This window comes from Sandaracinus amylolyticus, from assembly GCF_000737325.1.
GTDB classification, from domain to species: domain Bacteria; phylum Myxococcota_A; class Polyangia; order Polyangiales; family Sandaracinaceae; genus Sandaracinus; species Sandaracinus amylolyticus.
In genome coordinates, this window is sequence record NZ_CP011125.1 from 9,575,362 (window position 1) to 9,600,609 (window position 25,248).

The window sequence follows — 25,248 nt, forward strand, 5'->3', positions numbered from 1 at the left end:
CGTCACTGCGTAGGAATTCACGCACCGCGCGAACGAAGCTTCGCACCGAGCCCGGTCGTTCGGGCAGTCGGTCGCGCGATGGCGCGCGCCAGCAGATCCGCCGATCCGACGAGCAGCACCGAGCGTCGCGCGCGTGTGATCGCGGTGTAGACGATCTCGCGCGTCAGCAGGCGCGGCACGTCTTCGTCGGGCAGGACCAGCGCGACGGCGTCGTGCTCCGAGCCCTGCGCCTTGTGCACCGTCGTCGCGTACGCGCGCTCGAGCAGCGGGCGCACCGTCTCGAGCGGGAACGCGACGAAGCGCTCGCCGCGACGCACCACGAGCGACGGCCGCGCGCTCGTGCCTGCTCGCTCCGCGACCCACAACACGAGGCCCTGATCGCCGTTGAAGAGGCCGCGGTCGTAGTCGTTGCGCACGACCATCACCGGCTCGCCCACCAGCAGCAGCGGACCGACGGGCAGGCGTCGCTCGCGCGCGAGGCGCGCGCCCATCCACGCGTTGATCGCGTCGGCGCCGGTCGCGCGACCACGCGTCACGCAGAGCAGGCGCGACGCATCGAGGCGATCGAAGAGCGCCTTGAGCGGCGCGTGATCGTGGGGCGCGTCGATCACGAAGGTGCGATCGACCGACGCGACCACGCGCTCGCGGTACCACCACGAGAGCAGCGCCTCGCGCGCGCCGGCATCGCGCGGCGAGAGGATCGAGACGCCCTCGCCCGCATCGCTCGGCGCGCGCACCCGCCGGATCACGCCGCTCGCGAGCGGGCCTTCCTCGGCGCGCGGCGCGGTCCCCGCGTTCACCGCCTGCGCGATGCCCAGGATGTGCGAGCCCGCGGGATCGCGCGGATCCATGCGGTGGCTCTGGGTCAGCCGCGTGATCGTGATCGTGCTCGCGCCGCCGCTGCCCACGAGATCGCTCAGCACCGCGCCGGGCTCGACCGAGGGCAGCTGATCCGCGTCCCCGAGCAGCACGAGCCGCGCCTCCGGGCGCAGCGCCGCGACGAGGCGCTCCATCAGCGCGAGATCGATCATCGACGCTTCGTCGACGATCACGACGCGCTCCGCGAGCGGGCTGTCCTCGTCGTGGCGGAACGTCTCCGCGCTCGGCGACCACCCGAGCAAGCGATGCAGCGTGCGCGCCTCCGAGAGCGCATCGCGCAGCGCGAGATCGATCGGATCACGGCACGCCGCGAGCGCGTCGCGGATCGACGACGCCAAGCGATCCGCGGCTTTGCCGGTCGGCGCCGCGAGCGCGACGTCGCGCGCGGCGACCTCGGGCGACGCGAGGCGCGCGAGCGCGCGGAGCATCGACACCACGATCGACGTCTTGCCGGTGCCCGGCCCACCCGAGATCACCGCGACCGGCTCCGAGAGCGCGGCGTGCACCGCCGCGGTCTGCTCGCTCGTGAGCACGATCGGACCGCGCTTTCCGACCACCGGGCTCGCGAGCACCGCGCGCAGCGCGGTCGCGATCGCGTCGGGATGCGCGCGCGGCGGCGCGCGATCGAGCAAGCGCGACGCGAGCCGTCCCTCGGTCGCGCTCAGGCGCTGCGGCACCAGCGCGCCCGACTCGACGATCACCGGGCGATACGCGCCGGGCTCGCCGACCAGCGGCTCGTACGGCGAGCGCGCGCCCGCGGGCGCCGCGAAGAGCATCGAGAGCTGACCGCGCGTGTCGCTCGACTTGCCGCCGAGCCCGACGAGGATCGTGTCGGCGCACGACTCGGCGCGCTTGAGATCGGCGCGCGACAGACCGAGCGCCGCGGCGCGCGCGCGCAGCACCGCGCGATCGCTCGGCGAGATCGGCAAGCGCGTCGAGCCCTGCGCGATCGCCTCGAACAGCAGCACCAAGAGCACCACGAGCGCGCGCTGATCTTCGGCAGCGAGCTGAGGCACCGCGCGCACGAGCTCCCACGCGACGTGCACCCGCTCCTCGCCGAGATCGGCGTTGCGCGCGAGCGCCGCGAGATCTTCGGGGAACGCCGGGAGATCCCCCGCCGGCGCAGCCCCGATCGCATGGCGCGCGGCGCCGAGCGGCGTGAGCGGCGGGCGCGTCACGAGCGTGCCTCCTCGCGCCGCGGGCGCGGCGGCAGCGGGTGGCCCCACGGCGCGTCCTCGTCGCGCAGCGCGCGGTCCCACTCCGCGAGCGTGTCGAACGTCGGTCGCGCGAACGTCACGCCCTCGGTCGGCCCGCGCTTGTTCGCCTTCATGCCGCGCACGAAGCAGTAGACGATCCCGCCGAAGCGCGCGTCGTGCTCGCTCGCGCTCGCGATGCGCAGCATGCGCGCGACGCCGAGCGCGTAGAGCCGCGCCTGGATCTCGTAGTGCGCGGCGACGTGCGCCTCGAGCGACGCCGCGTCGTAGGTCGGCAGTCGATCGGTCTTCCAGTCGAGCACGTAGATGCGGCCCGCGTGCTCGAAGATCAGATCGATCACGCCGCGCACGAAGCCGCGCTCGATCGTGAGCGGCGCGCGATCCGGGCTCTGCCAGTCGCCGAAGAGCGGGTGCGCGCGCTCGGGGATCGGATGGAGGAACGACATCTCCGCGACGGTCTTGGTCAGCGACGCGAAGCCCTCGGGCAGCGCGAGCGTGCCCGCGCGGATCGGCGTCTTCAGCGTGCGCATCACGAGCTCGGCGCTCGGCGGGATCACCCGGGGATCGATGCCGTTGCGCTCGGCCGACGCCGCGAACAGCGCGCTCGTCGGCTCGTGCGCGAGCAGCGCGTCGCGATCCGCGCTCGCGATCACGTGCTGCACGTCGACGTGCTCGAGGATCTCGTGGACGAACACGCCGAACGCCGCGCCCGCGGGCAGCGGATCGTCGGCCTCGATCGGCACCACCGCGGCGGTCGCGTCGCTCGCGAGCTCCTCGATCCACGCGGTCTGATCGTCGTGGGTGCGATCGAGCCCGAGCCGCGCGCGCCCCGCCTTCATGCGGGTGTACGACGTGACCTCGATGCCCCGCGCCGCGCCGCGCAGCGTGGTGAAGCGCTCGGGCGGATCGAGCGCCGGGATCGTCAGCGCCGCGCTGGTGGTGGTCGCGTCGATCGCGGGCAGCGGCGCGGGGATCGCGATGCGACGCCGCGCGCCGGTGACCTTCACCATCGAGCGCGCGAAGAGCGCGGGATCGAGCTGATCGCGATCGACGAGCTGCACCAGTCGATCGGCGAGCACGCGATACGCGCCCGCGAGCCGCGCGAACGTCGAGCCGGTGCCCGCCGGCAGCGCATCGCGCGCCGGCGCGGGCCCGATGTACGGCAGGTACGAGCGCGAGCGCGCGCGGGTGAGCGCGACGTAGAGCAGTCGCTCGTGCTCGTGGCGCTCTTCTTCGTGCACTTGCGCGCCGAGCTCGCCGCCGGGATCGCCGATCCACGCGACGCGCTGGCCGTCCTCGTGGAACACGTGGGGCTCGTGCGCGCCCGCCGGGCGCTGGGTCATGCCGCCGAACAGGAAGACGACCTCCGCCTCGAGGCCCTTGCTCTTGTGCATCGTGAGGAGCTGCACCGCGGCGCGCTCGCTCTCGAGGCGCTGCACGTCCTCGTCGTCGCCCGCGACCTTGCGCCGGGTGTCGACCAGCTCGCCGAGCTCGGTCGTGATCTCGCGCAGCGCGAGGCGTCCCTGGCTCGCGCGCGCCAGCAGGATCTCGAGCACGTGCTGGTAGTTCACCAGCTCGCGCTCGCCCTCGCGCAGGAAGAGGAGGCGACGCGCGAGCCCGCTCTCGTCGAGCATCGACTGGAACAGCGCGGCGAAGCGGTGATCGCGCGCGAGCTGCGTCCAGCGCGCGATGCGCAGCGCGAATGGGTGATCGCCCGGCAATGCGCGGCACGCATCGAGCTCGTCCTGGGTCACCGCGAAGAACGGCGTCATCCACGCGCGGAGGCGCAGCGCGCGCGAGCCGGGATCTTCGAGCGCGCGCAGCACGTCGAGCACGTCGCGCGCCTCGCGGGTGTCGAAGAGCCCTTCTTGCGACGAGAGCGCGTGCGGGATCCCTCTGCGACGCAGCGCCTCCGCGACCTCCTGCGCCTCTTTGCCGGTGCGCGTGAGCACGAAGACGTCGCTCGGCTGCAGCGGACGCAGCGCCCCGTCGTCGCGCGATCGATCGGTGACCTGCATGCCGCCGTCGATCAGCCGCGCGATCTCGTCGGCGATCGCGTTCGCGAGCGCGAAGCGCATCGGCTTGGCGCGCAGCTCGTCGTCGGCGTGGAGATGCAAGAGCACGATCGGCGCGCTCGTGGTCGCGTCCTCGGCGACCAGCGCGGGGCGACCGCAGCGCACCGGGTGGTCGTAGCGATTCGGGCCGGTGAAGAACGTCTCGCGCAGCACGAGGTTCACCGCGTCGATCATCGGCTGCGTCGAGCGGTAGCAGTCGACCAGCGGCACCTTCACGCCGCCCGCGGCGACGACCTCGTCGCACACCGCGAGGTACGTGTGCACGTCGGCGCTGCGGAACGCGTAGATCGACTGCTTGGGATCGCCGATCAGCACCAGCGCGCCACCATCCTCGCGATCGAAGAAGACGCGGCGGAAGATCGCCCACTGCACCGGATCGGTGTCCTGGAACTCGTCGACCAGCGCGTAGCGATAGCGCGCGCGCAGCGCCGCGGTGACGTCGTCGCCGCGCGGTCCGTGCAGCGCCTCGTGCACCAGGCGCAGCATGTCGTCGAAGTCGAAGCGCCCGTTCTTGCGCTTGTCCTCGTCGAGGCGCTTCACGATCGCCGGGAGCACGCGACCGATCAGCACCGGCAGCGCGCTCGACGCGTGGGCCGCGAGGGTGCGCACGTGCGCGCCGATCACCGGGTGCGCGCCGAGGTGGATCGCGAGGTAGTCGACGTTGCGCTCGGCCGCGCGGTTCGGCGCGTCGTTGGCCCACGCGAGCAACGACGGAAGCCACGCGTCGACGGGCTCCGCCGCGCGCGCCTTGGCCACGAAGGGCGCGAGCGTCGCGAACGTCTCGCGCGCCCGCGCCCGCACCGCGTGGTGACCGACCGAGTGCAGCAACGTGCGGCCCAGCGCGCCCTCGAGCTCCGCCGCATCGGGCATCGCCGCGATCGCCGCGACCAGCGACTCGGCATCGAAGCGCGGCCGCACCTCACCGCGCTCGAGCGACCAGCGCCACAGCACGTCCTCGAGCTTCGATGCGCCCATCGCCGCGATCGCCTGCTCGAGCAGCGGACGCTCCGGCGCATTCGCCGCGAGCCCTCGTCGCAGCGCATCGCGGAAGCTCTTCGCGAACGCCTCGCGCGGATCCAATCGTTGCTGCTCCAACAATCGTCCGCTCGCGAACGCCTGCTCCGCGAGCACCCGCTGGCAGAACGCGTGGATGGTCGAGATCGGCGCGCGATCGAAGTCGAGCAGCGCCGCGCGCAGCCGCTCGTTCTCGACCGGCGAGAGCGCGGTGACGAGCGACGCGATGCGCGCGCGGATGCGGGCGCGCATCTCGAGCGTCGCCTTCTCGGTGAACGTCACGACGAGGATGCGCTCGATCGGCGTCCCCTCGCGGAGCAGATCGATGACGAGGTGCTCGAGCGTGTGGGTCTTGCCCGTCCCGGCCGAGGCCTCGATCACGGCGTGCGGGCGCGATCCATCCGCGCGCCGCAGCGCATCGAGCAGCGCAGGACGATCGGTGAGCACGTCGGTCACGGCGCCCTCTTGATGCCGCGGAGGTGATCGAAGAACGCGCGGAACCTCCGGCTCGCCAAGGCCAGCGCGCTCTTGGGCTCGGGCGCGGGGTGCAGCGCGGCGTCGCGCACCGGGCCGTACTTCGACGAGCCTCCGTCCCACTTGGTGCGCACTTGCTCGATCGAGCGCGCCAGCTCTTCGCTCGGATGGTCGTGGCCGCGCGTGAAGAGCGCCTCGCTGCGCAGCACCGCTTCGCACGGCAGGAACACGCCGTGCGGCCCTTCGCGCAGATCGTCGAGCACGCCCGCGAGCCAGCGCGCCGCCGCCTCTTTGCGCATCGGCGCGAGCTGCACGACCAGCGGGCCTCCATCACAACGATCGAGCACCCACGCCCGACGCGTGTTGCCGCTCGAGATCCCCGACGCCGCGAGCACCGCGTGATCGACGAACGCGCGCAGCGCGTACCGCAGCTGCTCGACGCGCGCCCGCTCGCCCTGCCCCTCGAGCCTCGTCGACGTCGTCGTGCGCAGCGAGTCGCCGGTCGAGAGCAGCCACCGCGTCGCGCCGATCACCTCGACGTGATCCGACCCGAGCGGCACCAGCACCGGCTCGTGCGGCCGCTCGATCACCACCTCGCCGCGCGCCACCGTCGCCCCGAAGCGCACCCGATGGATGCGCGTGCCCGCAGGAAACCGCGCATATCCGCGCCGCCACGCGAGCAGGTCGCGACGATCCTCCTCGCGCCGCAGCGTCGCGAGCACGCCGATCGGCCACGCGCCCCGCGCCGCGCTCTGCGCGATCCGCGTGCGATAGATCGCATCGATCTCGGCGTCGTCGCGCTCCAGCGCCGCGAGGAACACCTCCTCGAGCACGCGATCGCGCTCGGTGCGCGCGACCTCGAACGGCTCGTCCTCCGCTGCCGCGTCGACGTCGTCCTGGTCCTGACCGATCACCAGCCGTGCGTGCCCTTGGATCGGGCACTCGAGGAACCGGCGGATCGCCTCGATCGACACTCGCTCGCGCGGCTCGTCCTCGCTGTCCCGCGCGCGCGGCGGGACCCGCGGCATCGCGAGCAGCGCGCGGCGCGGATCACTCTCGGGCAGGAGCGCGAGGGCCGCCTCGGGGAAGCGCGCATCGGCGAGCGCACGACGGTGCGGCGCGCCCTCGATGCGCGCCCGCGCCTCGTCCGCCGCGGCGGGCAGCGCGTGGGCGCGGATCGCGTCGTCGGCGAGCTCGTCGTGGCGCCGCAACGTCGGGGTGCGTCGCGGCACCGGCGCGCCGATCGCCTCTTCGATCGCGCTCACCACCGACGAGGGCTGACGCGCTTCGCCGCTCTGCTCGTCGCGCGCGATCCACGAGAGCACCAGGCGATCGCGCGCACACAGCAGCGTCTCGAGGAACGTGTAGCGATCGCGCTCGTCGATCGACACGTCGCCCGGCTTGCGCCCCGCCGCGCGCAGATCGAGCCCGGTCTCCAGCTCGCGCGCCGGGAACCGCCCTTCGCCGAGCCCGAGCACGAAGATCGCGCGGAACGGGATCGCCCGCATCGGCAGGAGCGACGCGACCACCACACCATCGCCCAGCGGCACACCACGCGCCGCGGGCAGCGACTCGAGCTCCGCGCGTGCGAGCTCCGCCGCGACCGAGTACCCGACGCGCACGCCCGCATCGCGCTTCGCGAGCTCGGCGAGCGCGGTCAGACAGCGACGCAGCTCGCTCTCCTCGGGGCCTTCGCCGACCACGAGATAGCTGCGCAGCAGCGCCTCGAAGAAGCGCGCCCACTCGCTCGGCAGCATCGCCGCGCCGCGCGCGAACCGCGCGTCCGACGCCAGCGATCGCACCAACAATCCCAGCCCGCCGCCGAGCTCGTCGGAGCCCGCGATCGGCTCGGGCGCGAGCGGCACCGCGTCGATGTCGAAGCTGCCGCCGCCCTCCATCACCACGCCGAGCGCCAGCCGCCGCACCGCCTGATCCCAGTGCACGAGCCCGCTGCCCTCGAGGTACGTCCCGCGGTGATCACGGGCGTCGATCCCGTGGAACACCCCGAGGCGATCACACAACGCGGCGACCCGCGCGGGGTCGGCGTCGGACCAGCGCGCGAGCACGAGCGGGTGCGCGAGGATCTCGAGCAGCGCCGCGCGCGTGAAGCTCGACGCGGGCAGATCGATCAATCGCAGCGCGCAGTCCGCCACCCGCGAGCGCGCCGCGAGCGCGAGATCCGCCGCGTTCCACGGCAGATCGTGGGCCTCCGCGAACACCGCCTCGAGGTGCGGCAGGTAGCGATCCCGATCGGGCCCGTTCACGAGCACCGCGATCTCGTGGAAGCGATAGGGCCGCTCGCTCGCCTGCGAGCCGTCGATCAGCGACCAGATCTCGGTCGCGACCGTCTCGAGCTCGCGGCGGATCGACGGGCACGCGAGCAGCTGCACGCTGCCGTCCGCGATCGTCTCGCCCGCCTCGATCGGCGCGCGCCGCAGGATCGCCGACTGGATGCGCGAGAGCAGCGTCGCGTCGCCCGGATCGTCGAACGACGCGTGGGCGTCGAACCCGGTGAGCTCGTCGAGCATCGCGACGTGCTCGCGCCCCGGGCGCCCCCACGCGCGCAGGAGCGCGTTGTCGACGTCGCTCTCGAGCGCGTAGGGATCGTGCTCGCCGCGCGCCCTCGCGCGACGCTTCGCGCGACGCGCCTCGGCGTCGCTGATCGCGTCCTCCCAGAACTCCTCGCACGGGTTGAGCGCGTAGACGTGCAGCGCGGTCTTCGCGCCGAGCGCCGCGATCGCCTGCTGGAAGATGCGCGCGACGTACGACACGCCGAACACGTGCGCCTCGCTCGCCGCGCTCTCGGGCGCCGCGGCGGACAGCGCATCCGCGAGCGTCATTGCCTCGAGCTGCGCGTCACCGCGCCCGCGCACCGCGAGGAAGAGCGCGCGCTGCCAGCGCTCGGTCGCGGCGAACGACGTCCCCTCGAGCTCGAGCGCCCCCTTGCTCCACGCCTCGATCATCTTCGCGCGCGAGAAGCCGTACTCCTCGAACGAGCGCGCGAGGCGCCGCGCGAGCTGCACCGCGCGGCGCGAGATCGCGTCGCCGTCGTCCCCCGCGGCGCGCAGATAGGAGCGCACCGGCTCGAGCTCGGGATCGCCCGCGCCCAGCTCGAGCAGCGTCGCGAGCAGGCGCCCTTCGATCGCCGCGCCCTCGAGCACCTTCGGCGCGCCCTCGCGCGCGAGGCGCTCGGAGACGAAGCGCTCGAGCCGCACGAAGCGCAGGTTCGCCGCGATGCCGAGCCGCGACGCGAGCTGCATCTCGACCCAGCGCTCCATCGGGCGGTTGGGCACGACGATCGTGACCGCGTCGAGTGGGTCGGCGCGCTCGGCGATCCGCGCCGCGAGCGCGCGCACCAGGTGCTCGGTGCGGTTCGAGTAGACCAGCCGGATCATCGCGCGGTGCTCGCTGCCTCGCGGATCGATCGCCGCGAGGAGCGCGACGATAGCGCGCCGGGCGGACGACTGGACGCAGGATCAGGTGCGCCGCCGCCGGAGACGCGATCGGGCGTCCCTCGATCGGGATTTTTTCGCGCTGGGTCCCAATCGACGGTCCCTGAATCGAGATTTTCGGGCGTGGATCGCGTCCGACCGCGCCAACAAGGCGCACTCGCGGTCGGCGATCGGCTCCGACCGTGCTGCGAAGCGCCTCCACCGGCGTGGATCGCGATCGACGGCTCGCCGATCGTCTTCCGCCGGCGTGGATCGCGATCGACGGCTCGCCGATCGGCTTCCGCCGCGGTGGATCGCGATCGACGGCGCGTCGGACGCGTTCGTCCGGTGGAGAACGCGTCCGACGGCGCGTCGGGAGGGCTTCGGCGGCAGGAACGGCCGACCACGACCAGGACCACGACCACGACCACGTGGTTCGCGACGATCGGTCAGCGTGCGATCGGATCAGCGGAGGTACGCGCCGCAGCGCGGGTCGCCGTCGGGGACGTCGTCGGAGCTGGCCTCGCCGCGCGGGAAGCGCTGGCGATCGCACAGCGCCGCGAGGAGGTCGAGGATCTCCTGGCGCATCTCGGCCGCGGTCTCGCCGCGCACCTGGCGGCCCATCGGGGAGCCGGGCTGGCCGTTCAGGATCTTGAGCCAGTCCTCGTACGCCTTCTGTCGCGCGTGCGAGCCGAGCGAGTACGCGCCCTCGTCGAACAGGATCGCGGTGCCGTCGTCGCCGTGACAGCTCGCGCAGCGCTCGGCGTAGAGCCGCGCGCCGCGCGTCGCGTCGCCGCCCTCGCGCAGCGCGTAGTGACCGGCGTCGGGGCTCGTGAGCGCGAGCACGTCGGTCGCGCGCGGGAGCTCGCCGTCGCGCATGCGCACCACGAACGCGGCGATCTCCTCGAGCTCGTGGCGCGCGAGCACATCGCCGTACGCCGGGAGGTCCCCCTCGCCGCGCTCGAGGCGATCCGCGATCTCGCGCACCGAGCCCGGCCACGCGAGCGCGTCGGTCTCGAGCGCGTACGGCTTGTTCATGAGCGACGGGCCGTAGAGGCCGGCGCGGCCGCGGAGATCCCAGCCGAGCAGGTTCTTGAGCCGGTAGTCGTGGCCGCCGTCGTTGAGCAGCACGCGGCCGTCGGGAAGGCGCAGCGTTCCGTCGCTCGTCGGGCCGCCCTGTCCGTCGGCGGCGCCGGCGGTGGCGCGCGCGTCGGGCACGAAGTCGGTGCGGCCGAGCTCGCGCGCCCAGTGATCGAACAGGCGACCGCCGCGCGCGTCGTCGAGCGCGGTGACCGGGGCTGGCGTCTCGGGGACCGACGCCGCGCCGCCGCAGCCGGCGAGCGCGATCATCACGAAGAACGTCGATGCAGCTCTCTTCATGGGGCGCGCGTCGTAGCACGCGTCAGAACAAGAGGAGCTCGGGCTGCGCGGCGCGGATCGTCACGACGTGACCTTGGCTCCCGCTCTCCGCCGCGCCCGCGGCCGTGGTGAAGCGGGTGCCGTCGCCTCCGTCGCCGCCCGACGCGCCGCCTCCTCCGCCCTGCACGAGCGAGGCGCCCGTGCCCGCGGCCGTGCCGGCGTTGCCTCCGGTGACCACGAGGTTCGCGAGGTTCGGGATGACCGGCGCGCTCGGCGAGATCAGCTGGATGATCCCGCCGCCTCCGCCGCCGCCCGCGCCGTAGACGACGCCCGCCGCGCCCGCGGCGCCGTTCCCTCCGTGGCCGCCGCGCGCGCGGATCGTGCCGTTCGCGCCGAACGTGATGTCGCCGCGCGAGACGATCGTGATGACGCCGCCGCCTCCGCCGCCCCCGCCGGCGGTCGCGGTGGCCGACTGCGTGTTCGCGTTGCGGCCCTCGAGCTCGATCGTTCCATTGATCGTCACGCCGCCGCGCGCGGCGAGGATGATGCGCCCGCCGCCCTCGCCGCCGACGACCAGCGGGTTGTTCCCGGGACGACTGCCGCCGCCACCGCCGACCACGTCGACGCGCGAGAGGATCGACGCGCGCCCGAGCCCGGTGCCGCGGCCGCCTTCGGCGCCGCCGGCCGCCGACTGCGCGATTCCGCGATCGGGCACGTTGTCGCCGGCGTCGGTGAGCTGCTGCTGCACCGCGAGGATCGCGCCGGTGCCGATCACGATCGTGCCGGTCGCGCGGAGCACCATGCCGCTCGGCACGACGACGAGCCCGTCGATCTGCACGTTGCGGAACATCAGGTTCGCGCCGTTGGGCAGCGAGCCGAAGCCGATCGTGAAGAAGCGCGCGGGATCGGTGGAGCGCACGATCAGATCGCCCGCCGAGCCGTCGCCGTAGATCGCGAGCGCGCCGGGGTCGCCCTGAGGACCGGTCGCGCCGGTGGCGCCGGTCGCGCCCTGCGGGCCTTCGGCGCCCGGCTCGCCTCGGGGGCCTTCGGGGCCCTGGGGACCTTCGGGACCCTGCGGGCCTTCGGGACCCTGCGGGCCGATCGGGCCGATCGGGCCCATCACGCCCATCGCGCCTTCGGGGCCCTGCGGGCCGATCGGGCCCTGCGCGCCCTGCGGGCCTTGGGGGCCCTGCGGACCTTGCGGGCCCTCGGGACCCTGCGCGCCGATCGGACCGATCGGGCCCTGTGGACCTTCGGGCCCTTCCGGGCCTTCGGGACCGGGCGGTCCGTCGGCTCCGTCGCCGCCGCCGCCGCACGCGACGAGCAAGGTGAGCCATGTCGCGACCCAGAGAGAGGAGGAACGCATGCGCGCCCATTCTCGGTGGCATCGCGCGTCCGATCCAACGGTTGGATTCCGCGCAGAGAAGAAACTGTATTCAGGCGAACTCGGCCGCGATCGCGTGGGCATCGGCGCGCGTCACGAGCGCGATCTGGTTCTTCTGGATGCGGCGGATCACCAGGATCGCGAGCGTCGCCGCGACGAGCGCAGACGCGACCCAGGCAAAGAACCAGAGGCCCATCGCTCGACGGTCCACCGCGGTCGCGAGTCGTCCGATCGCGAAGTGCATCGCAAGGTACGCGACCCACCACCCGCCGAGCAGCCACGGCGAGCCGCCGCGCGTGGGGTCGCTCTTGCGATCGACCTCGCGCACGACCGTCAGCGGCAGCCAGCAGTTGGCGCACGGGATGAGCCACACGGCAATCGCGAAGGCAGAGCCATGCGCCGGTGGCTCGCCGGTGAGCGCGTGGGCGTTGCTCCTCGCGCGCTGCAACCACGCGAAGAACGCGACCGCGGTCGCGAGCATCAGCAGCATCGCGACGACGAACGAGACCTGGCTCAGCAGGAGCGTGGAGATCGGTGGCGTGCCGGTGACCTCCTCGAGCACCGGCAGACCCAGCGCCAGGCAACACGTGGCGACCAGAGACAGCGGGTTGAGCGCGAGCGCCACCTGCGCGATCAGCGCGCGCCTGCACGCGTCGACGTACTCGGGTCGTCGGGCGCCGTCATCCATCACCTGGTCGGCCACTGTAGCGCTGGACGGGCGATCAGCGCTCGGTTAACCCTGGCCCGCTCATGACGCGGCTCATCCCGGGATTGAACGAGGCGCAGTCGGCAGCGGTCTCCCACGACGACGGGCCCCTCCTGGTGCTCGCGGGCGCGGGCTCGGGCAAGACGCGCGTCATCACGCACCGCATCGCGCGCCTCGTGAAAGAGCGGATGGTGCCACCGGATCGCATCCTCGCGGTCTCGTTCACCAACAAGGCCGCCGAGGAGATGGCGGAGCGCATGGCGCCGCTCGTCGGCAAGGAGCGCGCGGCGAAGCTCTGGCTCTCGACGTTCCACTCGTTCGGCGTGCGCTTCCTCCAGGAAGAAGCGCGCACGATGCTCGGCGACACCGGCGACGGGCGCGCGCGCTTCGTCATCTTCGATCAGGCCGACGCGCTCGGGCTCGTGCGCGAGATCGTGAAGCGCGAGGGGCTCGCGGATCGGAAGCTCGATCTGTGGTCGGTCCACGCGCGCATCTCGCTGTGGAAGAACAAGTCGCTCGGGCCCGACGAGGTGCCGAAGAGCGGCGGCGGCGAGTACGACGAGGTCGCGCGCGACGTCTACCCGCACTACGAGGCCGCGCTGCGCTCGATGCGCGCGTTCGACTTCGACGACCTCGTGCTCGCGCCGGTGCGCTTCCTGAAGCAGCGCGACGACGTGCGGCAGAAGTGGCGCGAGCGCTTCCGCTACATGCTGATCGACGAGTTCCAGGACACCAACAAGGTCCAGCTCGACCTGGTGCGCCTGCTCGCGAACGAGCGCTCGAACGTGTGCGTCGTCGGCGACGACGATCAGTCGATCTACGGATGGCGCGGCGCCGAGGTGACCAACATCCTCGACTTCGATCGCTTCTTCCCCGGCGCGACGATCGTGAAGCTCGAGCAGAACTACCGCTCGCGCGCGCCGATCTGCGAGATCGCGAACGCGGCGATCGGTCGCTCGTCGATGCGCCGCCTCGGCAAGGTGCTGCGCGCGACCAAGGGCGGCGGCGAGATGGTGCGCCTCTGCCAGGTCGGCGACGTCGAGCAGGAGGCGCGCTTCGTCGCGAAGGAGATCCGCCGGCTGCGCGCGGATCACGGCATCAAGTCGAGCGACGTCGCGGTGCTCTACCGCTCGAACCTGCAGGCGCGCGCGATCGAGGAGGAGCTGCGCGTCGAGGGCGTGCCGTACCAGGTCTACGGCGGCACGCAGTTCTTCGATCGCAAGCAGGTGAAGGACGCGGTCGCGTACCTGCGCTGCGTGGTGCACCGCCAGGACGAGCTCTCGCTGCGGCGCATCCTCAACTACCCGACGCGCGGGATCGGGGACACGACGGTGACGCGCGTCGAGCGCTGGGCGATGGCGAAGGGCGTGCCCTTCTACGACGCCGTGTTCCGCATGGATCACATCCCCGACGTGCCCGACGCCGCGAAGCGCGGCGCGGCGCAGCTCGCGGCGGCGTTCGCGGAGGCGCGCGAGCGTTTCGCGACGGGCACCGGGCTCGCGGCGAGCGCGCTCTCGATGTTCGATCGCGTGGGGCTGGTGCGCGAGCTCAAGGAGAGCGGCGACAAGGACCAGCAGCAGCGCTGGGGCGACGTCGAGTACGTGCTGCGCTCGCTCGAGCGCTACGAGAAGACCGAGGCGAAGGAGCGGCCCTCGCTCGCGACGTTCCTCCACCGCATCACGATGCGCTTCGGCGACGAGGAAGAAGCGGCGGGCGAGAAGGTGACGCTCTCGTCGCTGCACGGCTCGAAGGGCCTCGAGTGGCCAGTGGTGTTCCTGATCGGGCTCAACGAGGGCACGCTGCCGCACTCGCGCACCACGGATCCGAAGGTGACCGAGGCCGCGCCGACCGACGTGGAGGAAGAGCGGCGCCTCTTCTACGTCGGCGTGACGCGCGCGCAGGAGCGCCTCTATCTGTGCCGCCCGATCCGTCGCGAGATGCGCGGCAAGCAGATCCCGCTCACGCCGAGCCGCTTCCTCGAGGGTCTGCCCGAGGCGCTGATCGAGAAGGTCGAGCACGACGATCGCGCGCCGGTCGCGCACGACGAGGCGGTCGATCTCGCCGATGCGCTCCTCGCGCGGCTGCGCGGCGGCTGAGCGTCACGCGAGCGCGGCCGCGAGCGAGTTGCGCACCGCGGGGTTCGACGTGTGGTCGTGCAGCGCGCGCGCGGCTCCGGGATCGGCGAGCACCAGCGCGGCGACGAAGGTCTTGCGCGCCGGCGCGCCCCGCGGGAGCTCGAGCAACGCGGCGAGCGGGCCGGCTGCGCGTGCGCCGAGCACGTCGACCATGTCGAACGCGTAGCCCGCCGCGAGGTGGCCCCACTGCGGGCCGGCCGCCTCGGCGAGCTGCTGCGCGAGGTCGGCGTCGTCGAGCGACGCGAGGATCGCCCACGAGTCGGGCGCCCACGGGAGCGCGCCGTGCTGCACGCGAGAGAGCCACTCGTGGGCATCGGCCGCGGCCCACTCGGGCTCGCGCGGGAACGCGAGCGCGCACCCGGCGCGCGTCGCCGCGTCGGCGGTCGCGCGCACGGTCTCGGCCGCAGCGCGCGCGGCGACGTATGCCTCGCTGCGCGGATCGAGCGCGACGACGTAGGGCCGCAGCGTCGACCACCACGACGCATCGCGCAGCGAGAACGTCCGCAGGCCCGCGCTCGGCAGCACGAGCTCGAGCTCGAAGTACGTCATCGGCGAGTACACGCCGCCGGTCAGGAAGCCGCTCTCGCGCGCGAGCAGCTCGACGGTGAACGCGGCGCCCGCCGTCTGCGCCCAGAGCCCGACGAGCGCGCTCTGGATCCTGGCGTCGTGGAGGTCGGGGTGCTCGCGATCGACGAGCGCGATCGCGGCGCGCGCCATCTCGTCGGCGTGATCGAACGACGCGGGCAGCGCGTCCGACTCGAAGCTCGCGTAGACGCGCGCGATCGACTCGCGCAGCGCGGGCATCGCGCCCGCGGCGGGTCGTCGTCGCAGGCGCGCGCCCGCGCGGAACCACTCGACCAGCGTGCGCCAGCTCGCGTCGAGCGTCGGCGTGCGATCCTTCGGGTCGAGCGGGTGCGGGTGGAGCGGACCGCGCAGCTTCTTGCGCTGGGCGCGGGTCCAGGCGAGGCGTTCGGAGCTCATCGGCGAGGCATCGTACGCGCCGACGTCGCACGGCTGCCCCGCGTTCGCCGCGCGACGGCTACTTGCGCGCGCAACGACACCGCGGCGACGCTTCGAGCGCGGCGCTCGGGTCTGCGTCGCGCGGGGAGTGGGGCATGCATTCGCTTCGATTCGTCTCTTCGGCCGCGGCCGCGGTCGTGATCGCGACGGCGCCGGCCATCGCGTCCGCGCACGGCCTCCACGGTCACGTGCACGTGACCGGCTGGGCCATCTCGAACCTTCCACCGGGCGAGCTGCGCGACGTGTTCGAGGATCCCGACGTGCGCGAGGCCGCGCTCGCCGGCGCGATGTTCCCCGACACCGGCTACGCGCTCGGCAGCGACGCGGCGCGCGCGTACGGCGAGCACGCGCACTGGGAGCCGTTCATCGAGGACTTCGTGCAGCGCGTGCGCACGACGTACGGCCCGACCTACGACACGAAGGAAGAGCGGATGCTCGTCGCGTTCCTGATGGGCTGCGCCGCGCACGGCCTGCAGGACGAGCTCTTCGACTCGACGTTCCTCTACGAAGCGGAGCAGCGCGACGGGCACGGACAGGACGCCACCGATCCCGGCACCGACGGCTTCCTGGTGCAGGACGGCTACTTCTGGATGACGCCCAGCGAGTACCTGCCGATCGCCGATCTGCTCCCGCTCTACGCGTCGCTGCCGCAGAGCGCGGAGATCGACGAGGACCTCATCCGCTCGCAGGTGCGCCGGGTGCGCGGCGCGTACGTGAACGACACGATCGGCCCCACGATTGCCGAGGGGAACGGCGAGCGATACCGCCCGCAGATCCCGTGGACCGCGGAGCACTACATGGACCCCGCGGTCGCGGGGAGCCTCTACGCGGAGATCACGCCCACCGCGCGCTACATGCTCGCGCTCTGGGAGCGGCTGCACGATCGCTTCGAGGAGAGCGAGCTCGTGATCCACGCGTGGCCCGACGCGCCGCGCCGGCTGCGCGAGGCCGACCACACGAGCGTCGCGAGCTGGGTCACGCTGGTGCTCGGCAAGGGCGTACAGCAGGACGGCGCGAGCGCGACGCTCGTCGACTCGCTGGGCGCGCCGCACGGGCTCGAGCTGCGCTACACGCGCTGGGGCGGCGTCTCGCGCCTCGTGCGCGTCGTGGCCAGCGCGGACTACACGCCGGGCGAGACGTACACCGCGACGCTCGCGAGCGGCGCGATGCTCGTCGACGGATCGAGCACGACGAGCGCGCACGAGCACACGTTCCAGGTCGCGTGCGCGACCGAGGACGATCCGCGCTGTCCGCCGCTCGGCGAGATCGAAGATCCCGTGATCCCGCCGGCGCCCGAGATGCCCGACGCCGGCCCGCCTCCGCGGATCGACGCGGGCGTCGCGCCGATGCCCGAGCCCTCGCCGAGCAGCTCGTGCGCGGTGTCCGCGGCGGCGACACGAGCGCGCGCCGAGTGGCTCGCGCTCGTGGTGATCGCCCTCGTCGCGGTGCGCGTCAGTCGCAGATCCCGCTGACGCAGGTCCCGACGCTGCAGTCGAACGGCGTCGAGCACGGATCGCCGCGCAGCGAGGTGCCGCGGCACGTGCTCGACTGACAGTTGCCCGACGCGCAGTCGCTCGGCGCGGCGCACGGCGAGCCGTTCGACGCTCCGCCGCTCGCGGTGCAGCGCCCCTGGCTCGAGCAGGCGCCGGTCGTGCAGTCGTCGCCCGAGCGACAACGCTCGCCCTCCGAGTTCCTCGGATCGCACACCGACACGGCGGTGCCCGAGACGCCCGGCAGCGAACGACAATCCGCGTCGCCGAGCACGTTGCAGGCGAGCGAGCTGCCGCCGCACGCCGGCAGGCAGCGCGGCCCGCACTCGCTGGTGTCGGTGCCCGAGCACGGCAGATCGACGCAGCGGCCCGCGGCGCCGCAGTCGGCGTCCGAGGCGCACACGTCGGAGCAGAACCCGCGGCTGCCACTGCACTCCGCCGATCGAGAGTCGCAGGAGGGAGTCGAGACACACGTGCCCCCGGCGCACTCCGAGTCGATGCGACAGGGCTCGAGCTCCCGACGCGGCTCGCTCTCCATCGCGAAGTCGCCGATGCGCGGCTCGCAGAATCGGATGCTCGAGTCCGAGGTGAACTGGCACTCCCCGGGACAGGAAGCGCCGCAATCGGCGCGACACCAGAACATGTTCAGTGCGGTGCGGCCGACGCAGCGCTCGCTGCCGTTGCAGTCGTCTCCGAACGTGCAATCGCGACTGCAGAAGCTCCACCCGCTCTCGTCGGTGAGGCAGAGATCGCAGTTGGTCTCGTCGCACGCCGCCCCGAGCGGCACGCGGCAGACGCCGCGGTATCGGCTGCAATTGCCGGTGCGGCAGTCGGAGTCGCCTTCGCACTGCTCACCGACGTCGGCGAGCGGCGCACAGCCCACCTCGGGCACGCACCGCTGTCCGGGGCACTTGGTGTCGCAGAGGTCGCAGTAGCTGTCGTCGAGCGCGGCGCACGAGACCTGATTGCCGTCGACGCAGATCAGCCCGGAGCCCACCTCCGAGCGCTCGGGCGAGCAGGTCTCGACGCACAGGCCGAGCGGGCTGCAGCGATCGAGCGCGCCGAGCGCCGCGCAGTCGGCGTCGCTGGTGCACGTGTCGGTGCACTGCCATTGGTCGCACACGCCGGTCGTGCACTCGCCGGGGCCGGTGCAGTACTCGCCGGGTCCGCGCGGCGAGTCGCCACCGCCACCGCCGCCGTCGCACGCGCCGAGCAGCAAGAGAGTCAGGGCGAACAACCGATTGATGGAACGCGATGGCACGAGCAGTCCTCCACGAGATGACCGAGCTCGAGTGCTCGGCGCGCGGAGGATAGGCCAGGCGATCGACTCGTCTAGCGCGAAAAATGCTGACTCACGCGAATCTACATGCGCTCACGATGTCGGATTCGAGTCAGGGCGCATACAGCGCGCGGAGCGCGTCGTACGCGGGGCGCGTGTGTCGATCGATGTCGACGACGCCCCACCACTCCTCGTTGAACGTGCGATCGGGGTGCGGCCCGCCGCCCGGCGCGATGCCGCCGACGTCGTGCACGTCGGGGCTGCCCGACTGGTCCTTCCACCACTCGTCGGACCACTCGAAGATCGTCCCGCCGAGCACGATGCCGTCTGCGCGCCGCGCGGTCGACGACGCGAGGATCTCCTCGGTGAGCAGGCGCGTCGCCTCGGCCTGCGCGGCGAGGTTCTCGCGGCCTCCGTCGCGCGCGTCCCACGCGTCGGCGCCGTACTCCGAGACGAACATCGGCGCATCGCTCAGCGCGGCCCAGCGCGCGAAGAGATCGCCGAACGTCGCGCCGCGGTAGACGTTGAGGCCCCACATGTCGATCGAGGGCATCGCCGCGATCGTGTCGGCGCTCGGCACCTCGCCGTAGATCGTGATCACCGGGCGCGACGGATCGAGCGCGTGGATCATCGCGGCGATGCGCTCGAGGCGATCGCGCGTCTGGTCGAAGGGCAGCCCGGTGTAGAGGCCGTTGTAGTTCCACTCGTTGCCGACGATCCATCCGAGCACGGCGCGATGGCCGATCGTCGCGCGCACGCGATCGAGCGCTGCGCTCTCGGCGTCGCCGCCCCACGCGTAGACCGTCTGGAACACGCCGATCCCGTGCGCGTCGAGCACGTCGAGCACGCGCGTGTCGGTGATCGCGTCGTAGGTCCGGATCGCGTTGATGCCCGCGGCGCGCATGAGCGGCGCGTCGGTGTCGACGAAGCCCGCGAAGTCGGCGGGCTGGGTGCGGCCGCGCGCGACCGGGTTCCAGCACACGCCCCGGATCTCGTAGGGCGCGCCGTCGACCAGCAGACGCCGACCGTCGACACGCACCGTGCGCGGGCCCGGCGTGCCGGAGTCCGGCGCAGGCGTGCTCGCGTCGTCGTCGTCGATCGGGCGCGCGGCGTCCTCGTCGTCCTCGAGCGCGGCGTCGGCGCGCGAGGAGGCGTCGGTGCGGGGGATCGCAGCGTCGCGATCGTCGGCGAGCGTTCCGTCGCAGCCAGCGAGCACGAGCACGAGCATCGAGAGGATGCGCCGCATTTACCGCAGAATCTCCGAGACGATCTGGTTCGGGATGCCGCCGACGTGCGAGCCGAAGCCCGTCACCGGCAGCTCGAAGGTCTGCGTGAGCAGCGTGTAGTAGAGGTCGCGCAGCGGACGATCCCCGGGCGTCGCGGGGAACACGATGTGCTGATCGCCACGCAGCGTCCCGCCGCCGCCGCCGATCAGGACGATCGGCAGCTCGTTCGCGTCGTGGTTGCTGCCGTGCATCCCGCTCCCGAAGACGACGACGGTGTTGTCGAGCACCGTGCCCTCGCCCTCGGGGATCGCGTCGAGCCGCTGGCAGAGATCGGCGACCTTCTGGGTGAGCCACCAGTTGATCGTCGCGTAACCGTCGTTGCTGTCGCCCGCGTGCTGCAGCCCGTGGTAGCCGCCCACCGAGCCGCTGCCCGCGACCGAGCCGGTGTCGCTGAACGTGCGGTTCGTGAGATGGCTGTAGACGAAGTCGCTGCGCGCGTCGTCGAGCATGTACGAGATCACGCGCGTCGAGTCGCACTGCAGCGCCATCGTGACGAGCGCGTTCATCACGTCGGCGTGCTCGCCGCGATCGTAGTCGGCGGGCACGGCGTCGACGCCGTACGCCTCGCCGTGGCGCTCGACGGGCTCGCACATCGCGCGCGTCACGCCGTCGCCGATCGACGCGACGCGCCGCTCGAGCTCGCGCACCGACGTGAGGTACTGATCGAGCGCCGCGCGATCCGCGACCGAAAGACGGCGCTGCACGCGCTCGGTCGCGTCGCCGAGGAAGTCGAGCGCGCTGCGGCGCAGCATGCGACGGCGCGTCGCCGCGGCCTGCGCCTCGGGATCGAGCCCGCCGTCGCCCGCGCCCGCGGCCACCAGCCGATCGAACACCGACTGCGGGTTCACGTCCTTGTAGAGCGGCTCGGTCTCCGAGGCCCACGACACGCTGCGCGAGAGCGATCCGTGGCGCCCGTCGGTGAACGAGTTGAGCGTCGAGAGCCCGACCTGCAGCGACGGGATCGGCGTGAGCCGACCGAGCTCGCTCTGCGCAATCACCTGATCGACCGAGATGCCGTTCGCGACCTCGACGTCGAGCGCGTCGCGCAGCGCGTCGGAGTCCGCGCACGTGAGGAACGCGCCGGTGCAGCGCGCGTGGCTCGGCTCGACGAAGGGATCACCCTGCATCGCCGTGTAATTCTCGAGGTTCGTGAGGACCGTCGTCTTCGCCTTGAGCGGCGCGAGCGGCTCGAGGATCGGCGAGAGCTGCCACGAGTCGCCGCTGCCCGCGCCGCGCGACGGCCAGTACTGCGCGGCCGCGCCGTTCGGGAAGTACACCGCGACGAAGCGCTTGGGCGCGGTGGTGGTCTGCGCGCGCGCGCGACCGGCGAGGCTCTCCATCCACGGCAGCGCGAGGCTCACACCGGCGCCGGCGAGGAACACGCGACGAGAGAAGCGCGACATCGGAGCGACCTCCTTCAGCGATCGGCGCGCGGCTCGGCGCGGCGGGTGCGGAACGCGTTGGACGAGACGATCGCGTGCACGAGCGCGCGCATCGAGGTGCCGTGGGCGCGCCAGCGCGTCTCGATCGCGCGGAGCTGCGCGGGATCGGTCGACTGCTCGCGACGACCGAGCGCGTACACGTACATCGTGCGCGCGACGCAGGGCTCGAACCGCGGATCGTCGGCGATCACCTGCGCGAGCTGGCCGAGGCCGTCGAACGACACGCCGTTCGGCAGCGTGCCGCGCGCGTCGATCGCATCGCCGTTGGGGTAGCTCGCGCGCAGCGCGCCGATCGCGTCGAAGCGCTCCAGGCCGAGCCCGATCGGGTCCATGATCGCGTGGCACCCCGCGCACTGCGGGTTGCTGCGGTGGAGCTCGAGGCGCTCGCGCACGTTGTCGAGCGCGGCCGCTTCGTTCGCGGCCTCGTCGCCGTCGAGGTCGGGGATCTCGAGCAGCGGCGGAGGCGGCGGCGGCTCGTCGCAGAGGAGCGTGCCCAGCACGTACTTCGCGCGCAGCGTCGGCGAGGTGCGGTGCGCGTACGAGGTGACCGTGAGCACCGCCGCGAGGCCGAGCACGCCGCGGCGCTCGGGATCCGCGATCGTGATGCGCTCGAGCGCGTCACCGAAGTCGCCGTCGATCCCGTAGTGATCGGCGAGCCGCGCGTCGACGAAGTGCGCGTCGCTCGTGAGCATCTGCGTGATCGGCGCGGCGTCGTCGCGGAGCAGCTCGAGGAAGAACGCGTCCGCTTCGGCGCTCATCGCGGCGCGCAGCGGCTCGTCGAACTGCGGGTAGATCTCCGCGAGCACACGATGGCTGCGCAGCCGCCCGGTGCGCAGCCACTGGCCGGCGAAGCCCTGCACGAACGCGACCGCGCGCTCGTCGTCGAGCATGCGATCGACCTCGGCCGCGAGGATCTCGGGCTCGAGCAGCGCGCCGCTCTCCGCGAGCTCGAAGAGCCGCGCGTCGGGCATCGTCGACCACAGGAAGTACGAGAGGCGCGACGCGAGCTCCCATCCATCGAGCGGCTGCGGCGAAGTCTCTCCCGGCGCGTGATCGAGCTCGAGGCGATACAGGAACTGCGGCGCGGCGAGCATCGTCGCGACGACGTGCTGCAGCGCCTCGTCCTGGCCGAGGCCGAGCGCGACCGCGTCGGTGTGGAGGTTCACGAGCGCCTGCACGTCGTCGTCCTCGAGCGGACGGCGCCACGCGCGCAGACCGAAGTCGCGCAGCACGCGCTGGAGGCACGCCGCGCCCTCCGCGGCGACGTCGCACGTGACGATGCGCGCGCGCAGCTCGGGGCGCGCGAACACGTCGGCCGCGAGCGTCTCGCCCGCGTCGAGGTAGCTCTCGACCTGCGTCGGCGTCGCGCCGAGCGCCTCCGCGATGTGGTCGAAGCCGTGCTCTTCTTCCGCGACGAACGTCGCGCCGGGGCGGAGCGTCGTGCCCAGCAGATCGTGGACCGTCTGGTCGTACTCGCGGTTGCTGAGGCGCTGCGGTGGGCGGTGCCCCGGGTCGACCGGTGCGGGACCGCGCGGCCCGGCCGCGCTCGAGTCGAGCGAGCCGACGCACGACGCGAGCAGGAGAGAGATCGAGACGAGACAGCGACGCATCCGCGCCTCCTTGGAGAGCGAGCGCACGCGAGATCGAGCTGGGACCGGCGAGCGCGTGGAGGCGCGTGTGCTCGCCGATCCCAGCTCGATCTGCGCTTCGACGGGTGAGTGGAGCGGCGCGCGCCGGCTGGTTGCGAAAAAGATCGATCAGGGACTGAACGCGACGCCGAGCGCGCCGTTCGCGACGATCTCGCCGACGCGATGCACGGGGCCGAGCCCCGTGATGTCGAAGCGCGGTCGCGTGGTGCTCCACTCGAGGCCGCCGATCAGCCGCAGCTCCACGCTGCCGATCATCACCGCGACGCCGAGCGCGCCGCGCAGCGCGACCACCGGCGCCCACACCTCGCGATCGTCGATCGTGCCGTTCGCGCTTCCGTTCACCGCGCGCGTGACCGCGCCGAGGCACACCTCGCCGCGCAGCACGTCGACCGGCGCGCCGGCGCAGCCCTCGAGGCCGATCCCGAGCGCGTGGAAGGTCGCGTCGGTCGTGTCGTTCACCGCCTCGGGCGCGCCCGGGCTCGCGGCGGCGCGCACTCGGACGCGCCACCACGGCTCGCCGATCTCCACGGTGAGCGCGCCCTCGAACGATGCCTGCGGGAGCACGCCCCACGACGCGCCGAGCTCGAGGCCCGCGGTGAAGCGCACGCCGCCCTCGGGCGCCGGTGCGACGGGCGGCGGAGGCGGCGGCGGAGGTGGCGGCGGAGGTGGCGGCGGCGGAGGTGGTGGCGGTGGAGGAGGCTCGGGCTCGGGCTCGTCGGTGCGCAGGGCGACACCTTCTCCGTATGCCAGCGCGAGCACGAGCGTCGCCGCGCGCAGGAGATCACTGCACGTCTCGGCGACCAACGTGCGGCGGCCCTCTTCGCCGTCGCGCTCGGTGGTCATCGCGAGGCGGAACCCGTCGCGACCCTCGGTGATCGTGCCCCGCGCCCGCAGCGTCGTCGGCGCGCGGCCGGGCTCGATCACGACGATGCGCGCGAGCTCCGCGCGCACCGCGCCGGCGTCGGGGCACGCCTCGGGCGCGCTCCACTCGAGCTCGAGCGGAAGCTCCTGCGCGCTCGCAGGAAACGCGACGAGCACGGTTGCGCACGCAACCGTGAGAGTTGCACACGCAACCGTGCGCAGCCCGCTCACCGCGCCGCGCAGCTCTCCTCGACCGAGCGCCGCAGCGGCGACTGGCGTGCGGTGCGCAAGAAGCGCGTCGCGAGACGTCGCGCCTCGGCCTCGCGCCCGACGTCGCACAGCGCGAGGATGCGCAGCGCGGTGCGCTCGGGCGCCATCTGGCTGCGCGCGAAGCGGTCCTCGTGCTCGCTCACCAGCGCGAGCGTGCGCGCGCCGTCGCCGGAGCGCCACGCACGCTGCGCGGAGTGCAGCAGCTCGAGCTCCTCCGCGAGATCCTCCGAGGACGACGACGCGCTGGCACGACGGCGCGCGCGCCGCGGCGCCTCGGGCTCGTCGACCACCGGCGCTTCTGCGGCCGCGATCTCCTGCGGCGGTGCCTCGACGGGCACCTCTTCGATCACGGCGTGCTCCGGCGGTGTGACCACGACCGGCGCGGGCTCTTGCGGCGGCGGTGTGCTGCTGCGCGTCACGACGACCGCGCCCGCGCCGAGGACGCCGACCACCAACATCGCGCCGAGCCCCTTCACGACCCACGCGCCCGCGCCCGCCGCGGCCGCGCCGGCACCGCTCGCCGCCGCGCTCCCCGCAGCCCCGCCGACCGCCGCGCCCGCGCCGATCGCGACGGCCGCCGCGAGCTTGCGCTCGATGCGCGCGCGGTCCTCCGCGCTCGGCGTCCTCGCGTCGCGCGCGACCCGCAGCACGTCCCGCGCGTTCGGCCCGAGCTCATCCATGGCCTTCCCCCCACCGCTGCTTCGCGCGGAAGCGCGTCACGGCCGCTGCGAAGATCGCGCGCGCCGCACGCACGCGCGTGCGCACCGTGTTGTCGTTCGTCTCGAGCATCTCCGCGGCTTCGCGGCTCGTCATCTGCTCGACCTCCATCAGGAGGAACGCCTCGCGCTGATCCTCGGTCATCTTCTCGAGCGCCTCGTCGAGCACCGCGAGCGCCTGCTTGCGCGCCAGCGCGTCCGACGGCGACTCGCCCTCGCCCGCCGGCTCCTCCTCGAGCGGCGCGCCGATCGGACGGTGACCGTGGTGCCTGACGTAGTCGCGCACCACCCATCGCACGATGCCGTAGAGCCACGTGCGCACGCTCGAGCGCCCCTCGAAGTCGGGCAGCTTGCGGTGCACGACGAGGAAGACCTCCTGCACCACGTCGTCGAGCGCAGCGGCGGGCACACGGCTCGCCGCGAGCCGCCACACCATGTCGAAGTGCGCGGCGTAGACCTCCTGGAACGTCGGGCGCACGAAGGCCTCGGGCATCACCGTCGCCGTCGCGCTCATCTCGTGCCTCGGCGCATCCTGCCCGGTGAGTGGGGCGGGCGGCGCGCCCT

Annotated in this window: 16 protein-coding genes; 2 read left to right on the forward strand and 14 right to left on the reverse strand. The window is 73.0% G+C overall.

Annotation, left to right across the window (positions count from 1 at the left end; genetic code table 11):
- Positions 1-17: 17 nt before the first annotated feature.
- From recD to DB32_RS40575, 6 genes are all read right to left on the reverse strand, one after another.
- Positions 18-2,057 (reverse strand): exodeoxyribonuclease V subunit alpha, encoded by a 2,040-nt coding sequence (recD, locus tag DB32_RS40550; protein ID WP_169791714.1) that lies wholly within the window; start codon positions 2,055-2,057, stop codon positions 18-20.
- Positions 2,054-5,638, reverse strand: coding sequence for a UvrD-helicase domain-containing protein (locus tag DB32_RS40555; RefSeq protein WP_053238023.1), 3,585 nt, complete (start codon positions 5,636-5,638; stop codon positions 2,054-2,056). Before DB32_RS40555 ends, recD begins: the two co-directional genes overlap by 4 nt.
- Positions 5,635-9,051 carry an exodeoxyribonuclease V subunit gamma gene (locus DB32_RS40560; protein WP_053238024.1) on the reverse strand — a complete coding sequence of 1,139 codons (3,417 nt, stop codon included), beginning with the start codon at positions 9,049-9,051 and terminating at the stop codon, positions 5,635-5,637. Before DB32_RS40560 ends, DB32_RS40555 begins: the two co-directional genes overlap by 4 nt.
- Positions 9,052-9,552: 501 nt before the next feature.
- Positions 9,553-10,467: a c-type cytochrome gene (locus DB32_RS40565; RefSeq protein WP_053238025.1), complete on the reverse strand. Its 915-nt coding sequence runs from the start codon at positions 10,465-10,467 to the stop codon at positions 9,553-9,555.
- 22 nt (positions 10,468-10,489) lie between these two features.
- Positions 10,490-11,812, reverse strand: a complete 1,323-nt coding sequence (locus DB32_RS49275; RefSeq protein ID WP_205627121.1) for a collagen-like protein — start codon at positions 11,810-11,812, stop codon at positions 10,490-10,492.
- Positions 11,813-11,882: 70 nt separating this feature from the next.
- A complete protein-coding gene (locus DB32_RS40575; protein ID WP_157070236.1) occupies positions 11,883-12,518 on the reverse strand; it encodes a DUF4328 domain-containing protein in 636 nt (211 codons plus the stop codon).
- A gap of 62 nt (positions 12,519-12,580) precedes the next feature.
- Between DB32_RS40575 and DB32_RS40580 the strand changes: the two genes are divergently transcribed.
- The gene (locus tag DB32_RS40580; protein ID WP_053238028.1) at positions 12,581-14,632 is read left to right on the forward strand and encodes an ATP-dependent helicase; all 2,052 of its coding nucleotides are present in this window, start codon (positions 12,581-12,583) and stop codon (positions 14,630-14,632) included.
- 3 nt (positions 14,633-14,635) lie between these two features.
- Here the strand turns inward: DB32_RS40580 and DB32_RS40585 are convergent, their stop codons facing one another.
- Positions 14,636-15,652: a hypothetical protein gene (locus DB32_RS40585; protein WP_053238029.1), complete on the reverse strand. Its 1,017-nt coding sequence runs from the start codon at positions 15,650-15,652 to the stop codon at positions 14,636-14,638.
- 134 nt (positions 15,653-15,786) lie between these two features.
- Here DB32_RS40585 and DB32_RS40590 point away from each other — a divergent pair, with 134 nt between their 5' ends.
- Positions 15,787-17,163: a zinc dependent phospholipase C family protein gene (locus DB32_RS40590; protein WP_157070239.1), complete on the forward strand. Its 1,377-nt coding sequence runs from the start codon at positions 15,787-15,789 to the stop codon at positions 17,161-17,163.
- On the opposite strand, the gene DB32_RS40595 is transcribed toward DB32_RS40590, so the two are convergent.
- The 7 genes from DB32_RS40595 to DB32_RS40625 all read right to left on the reverse strand — a co-directional run bounded on the left by DB32_RS40595 (position 17,144) and on the right by DB32_RS40625 (position 25,198).
- Entirely contained in the window at positions 17,144-18,418 is a 1,275-nt protein-coding gene (locus DB32_RS40595) for a hypothetical protein (protein ID WP_157070241.1), read from the reverse strand. The two genes, DB32_RS40590 and DB32_RS40595, sit on opposite strands and share 20 nt — an antisense overlap.
- Positions 18,419-18,572: 154 nt before the next feature.
- The gene (locus DB32_RS40600; RefSeq protein WP_053238032.1) at positions 18,573-19,706 is read right to left on the reverse strand and encodes a glycoside hydrolase family 2 protein; all 1,134 of its coding nucleotides are present in this window, start codon (positions 19,704-19,706) and stop codon (positions 18,573-18,575) included.
- A complete protein-coding gene (locus DB32_RS40605) occupies positions 19,707-21,149 on the reverse strand; it encodes a DUF1552 domain-containing protein (protein ID WP_053238033.1) in 1,443 nt (480 codons plus the stop codon).
- 14 nt (positions 21,150-21,163) lie between these two features.
- Positions 21,164-22,798 carry a DUF1592 domain-containing protein gene (locus DB32_RS40610; protein WP_157070243.1) on the reverse strand — a complete coding sequence of 545 codons (1,635 nt, stop codon included), beginning with the start codon at positions 22,796-22,798 and terminating at the stop codon, positions 21,164-21,166.
- 147 nt (positions 22,799-22,945) lie between these two features.
- Positions 22,946-23,875: a hypothetical protein gene (locus DB32_RS49280; protein ID WP_053238035.1), complete on the reverse strand. Its 930-nt coding sequence runs from the start codon at positions 23,873-23,875 to the stop codon at positions 22,946-22,948.
- Between the two features lie 50 nt (positions 23,876-23,925).
- A complete protein-coding gene (locus tag DB32_RS40620; RefSeq protein ID WP_053238036.1) occupies positions 23,926-24,648 on the reverse strand; it encodes a hypothetical protein in 723 nt (240 codons plus the stop codon).
- On the reverse strand, positions 24,641-25,198 hold the full coding sequence (locus DB32_RS40625) for an RNA polymerase sigma factor (RefSeq protein WP_053238037.1): 558 nt from the start codon (positions 25,196-25,198) through the stop codon (positions 24,641-24,643). The genes DB32_RS40620 and DB32_RS40625 overlap by 8 nt, the downstream gene beginning before the upstream one ends.
- Positions 25,199-25,248: the final 50 nt, after the last annotated feature.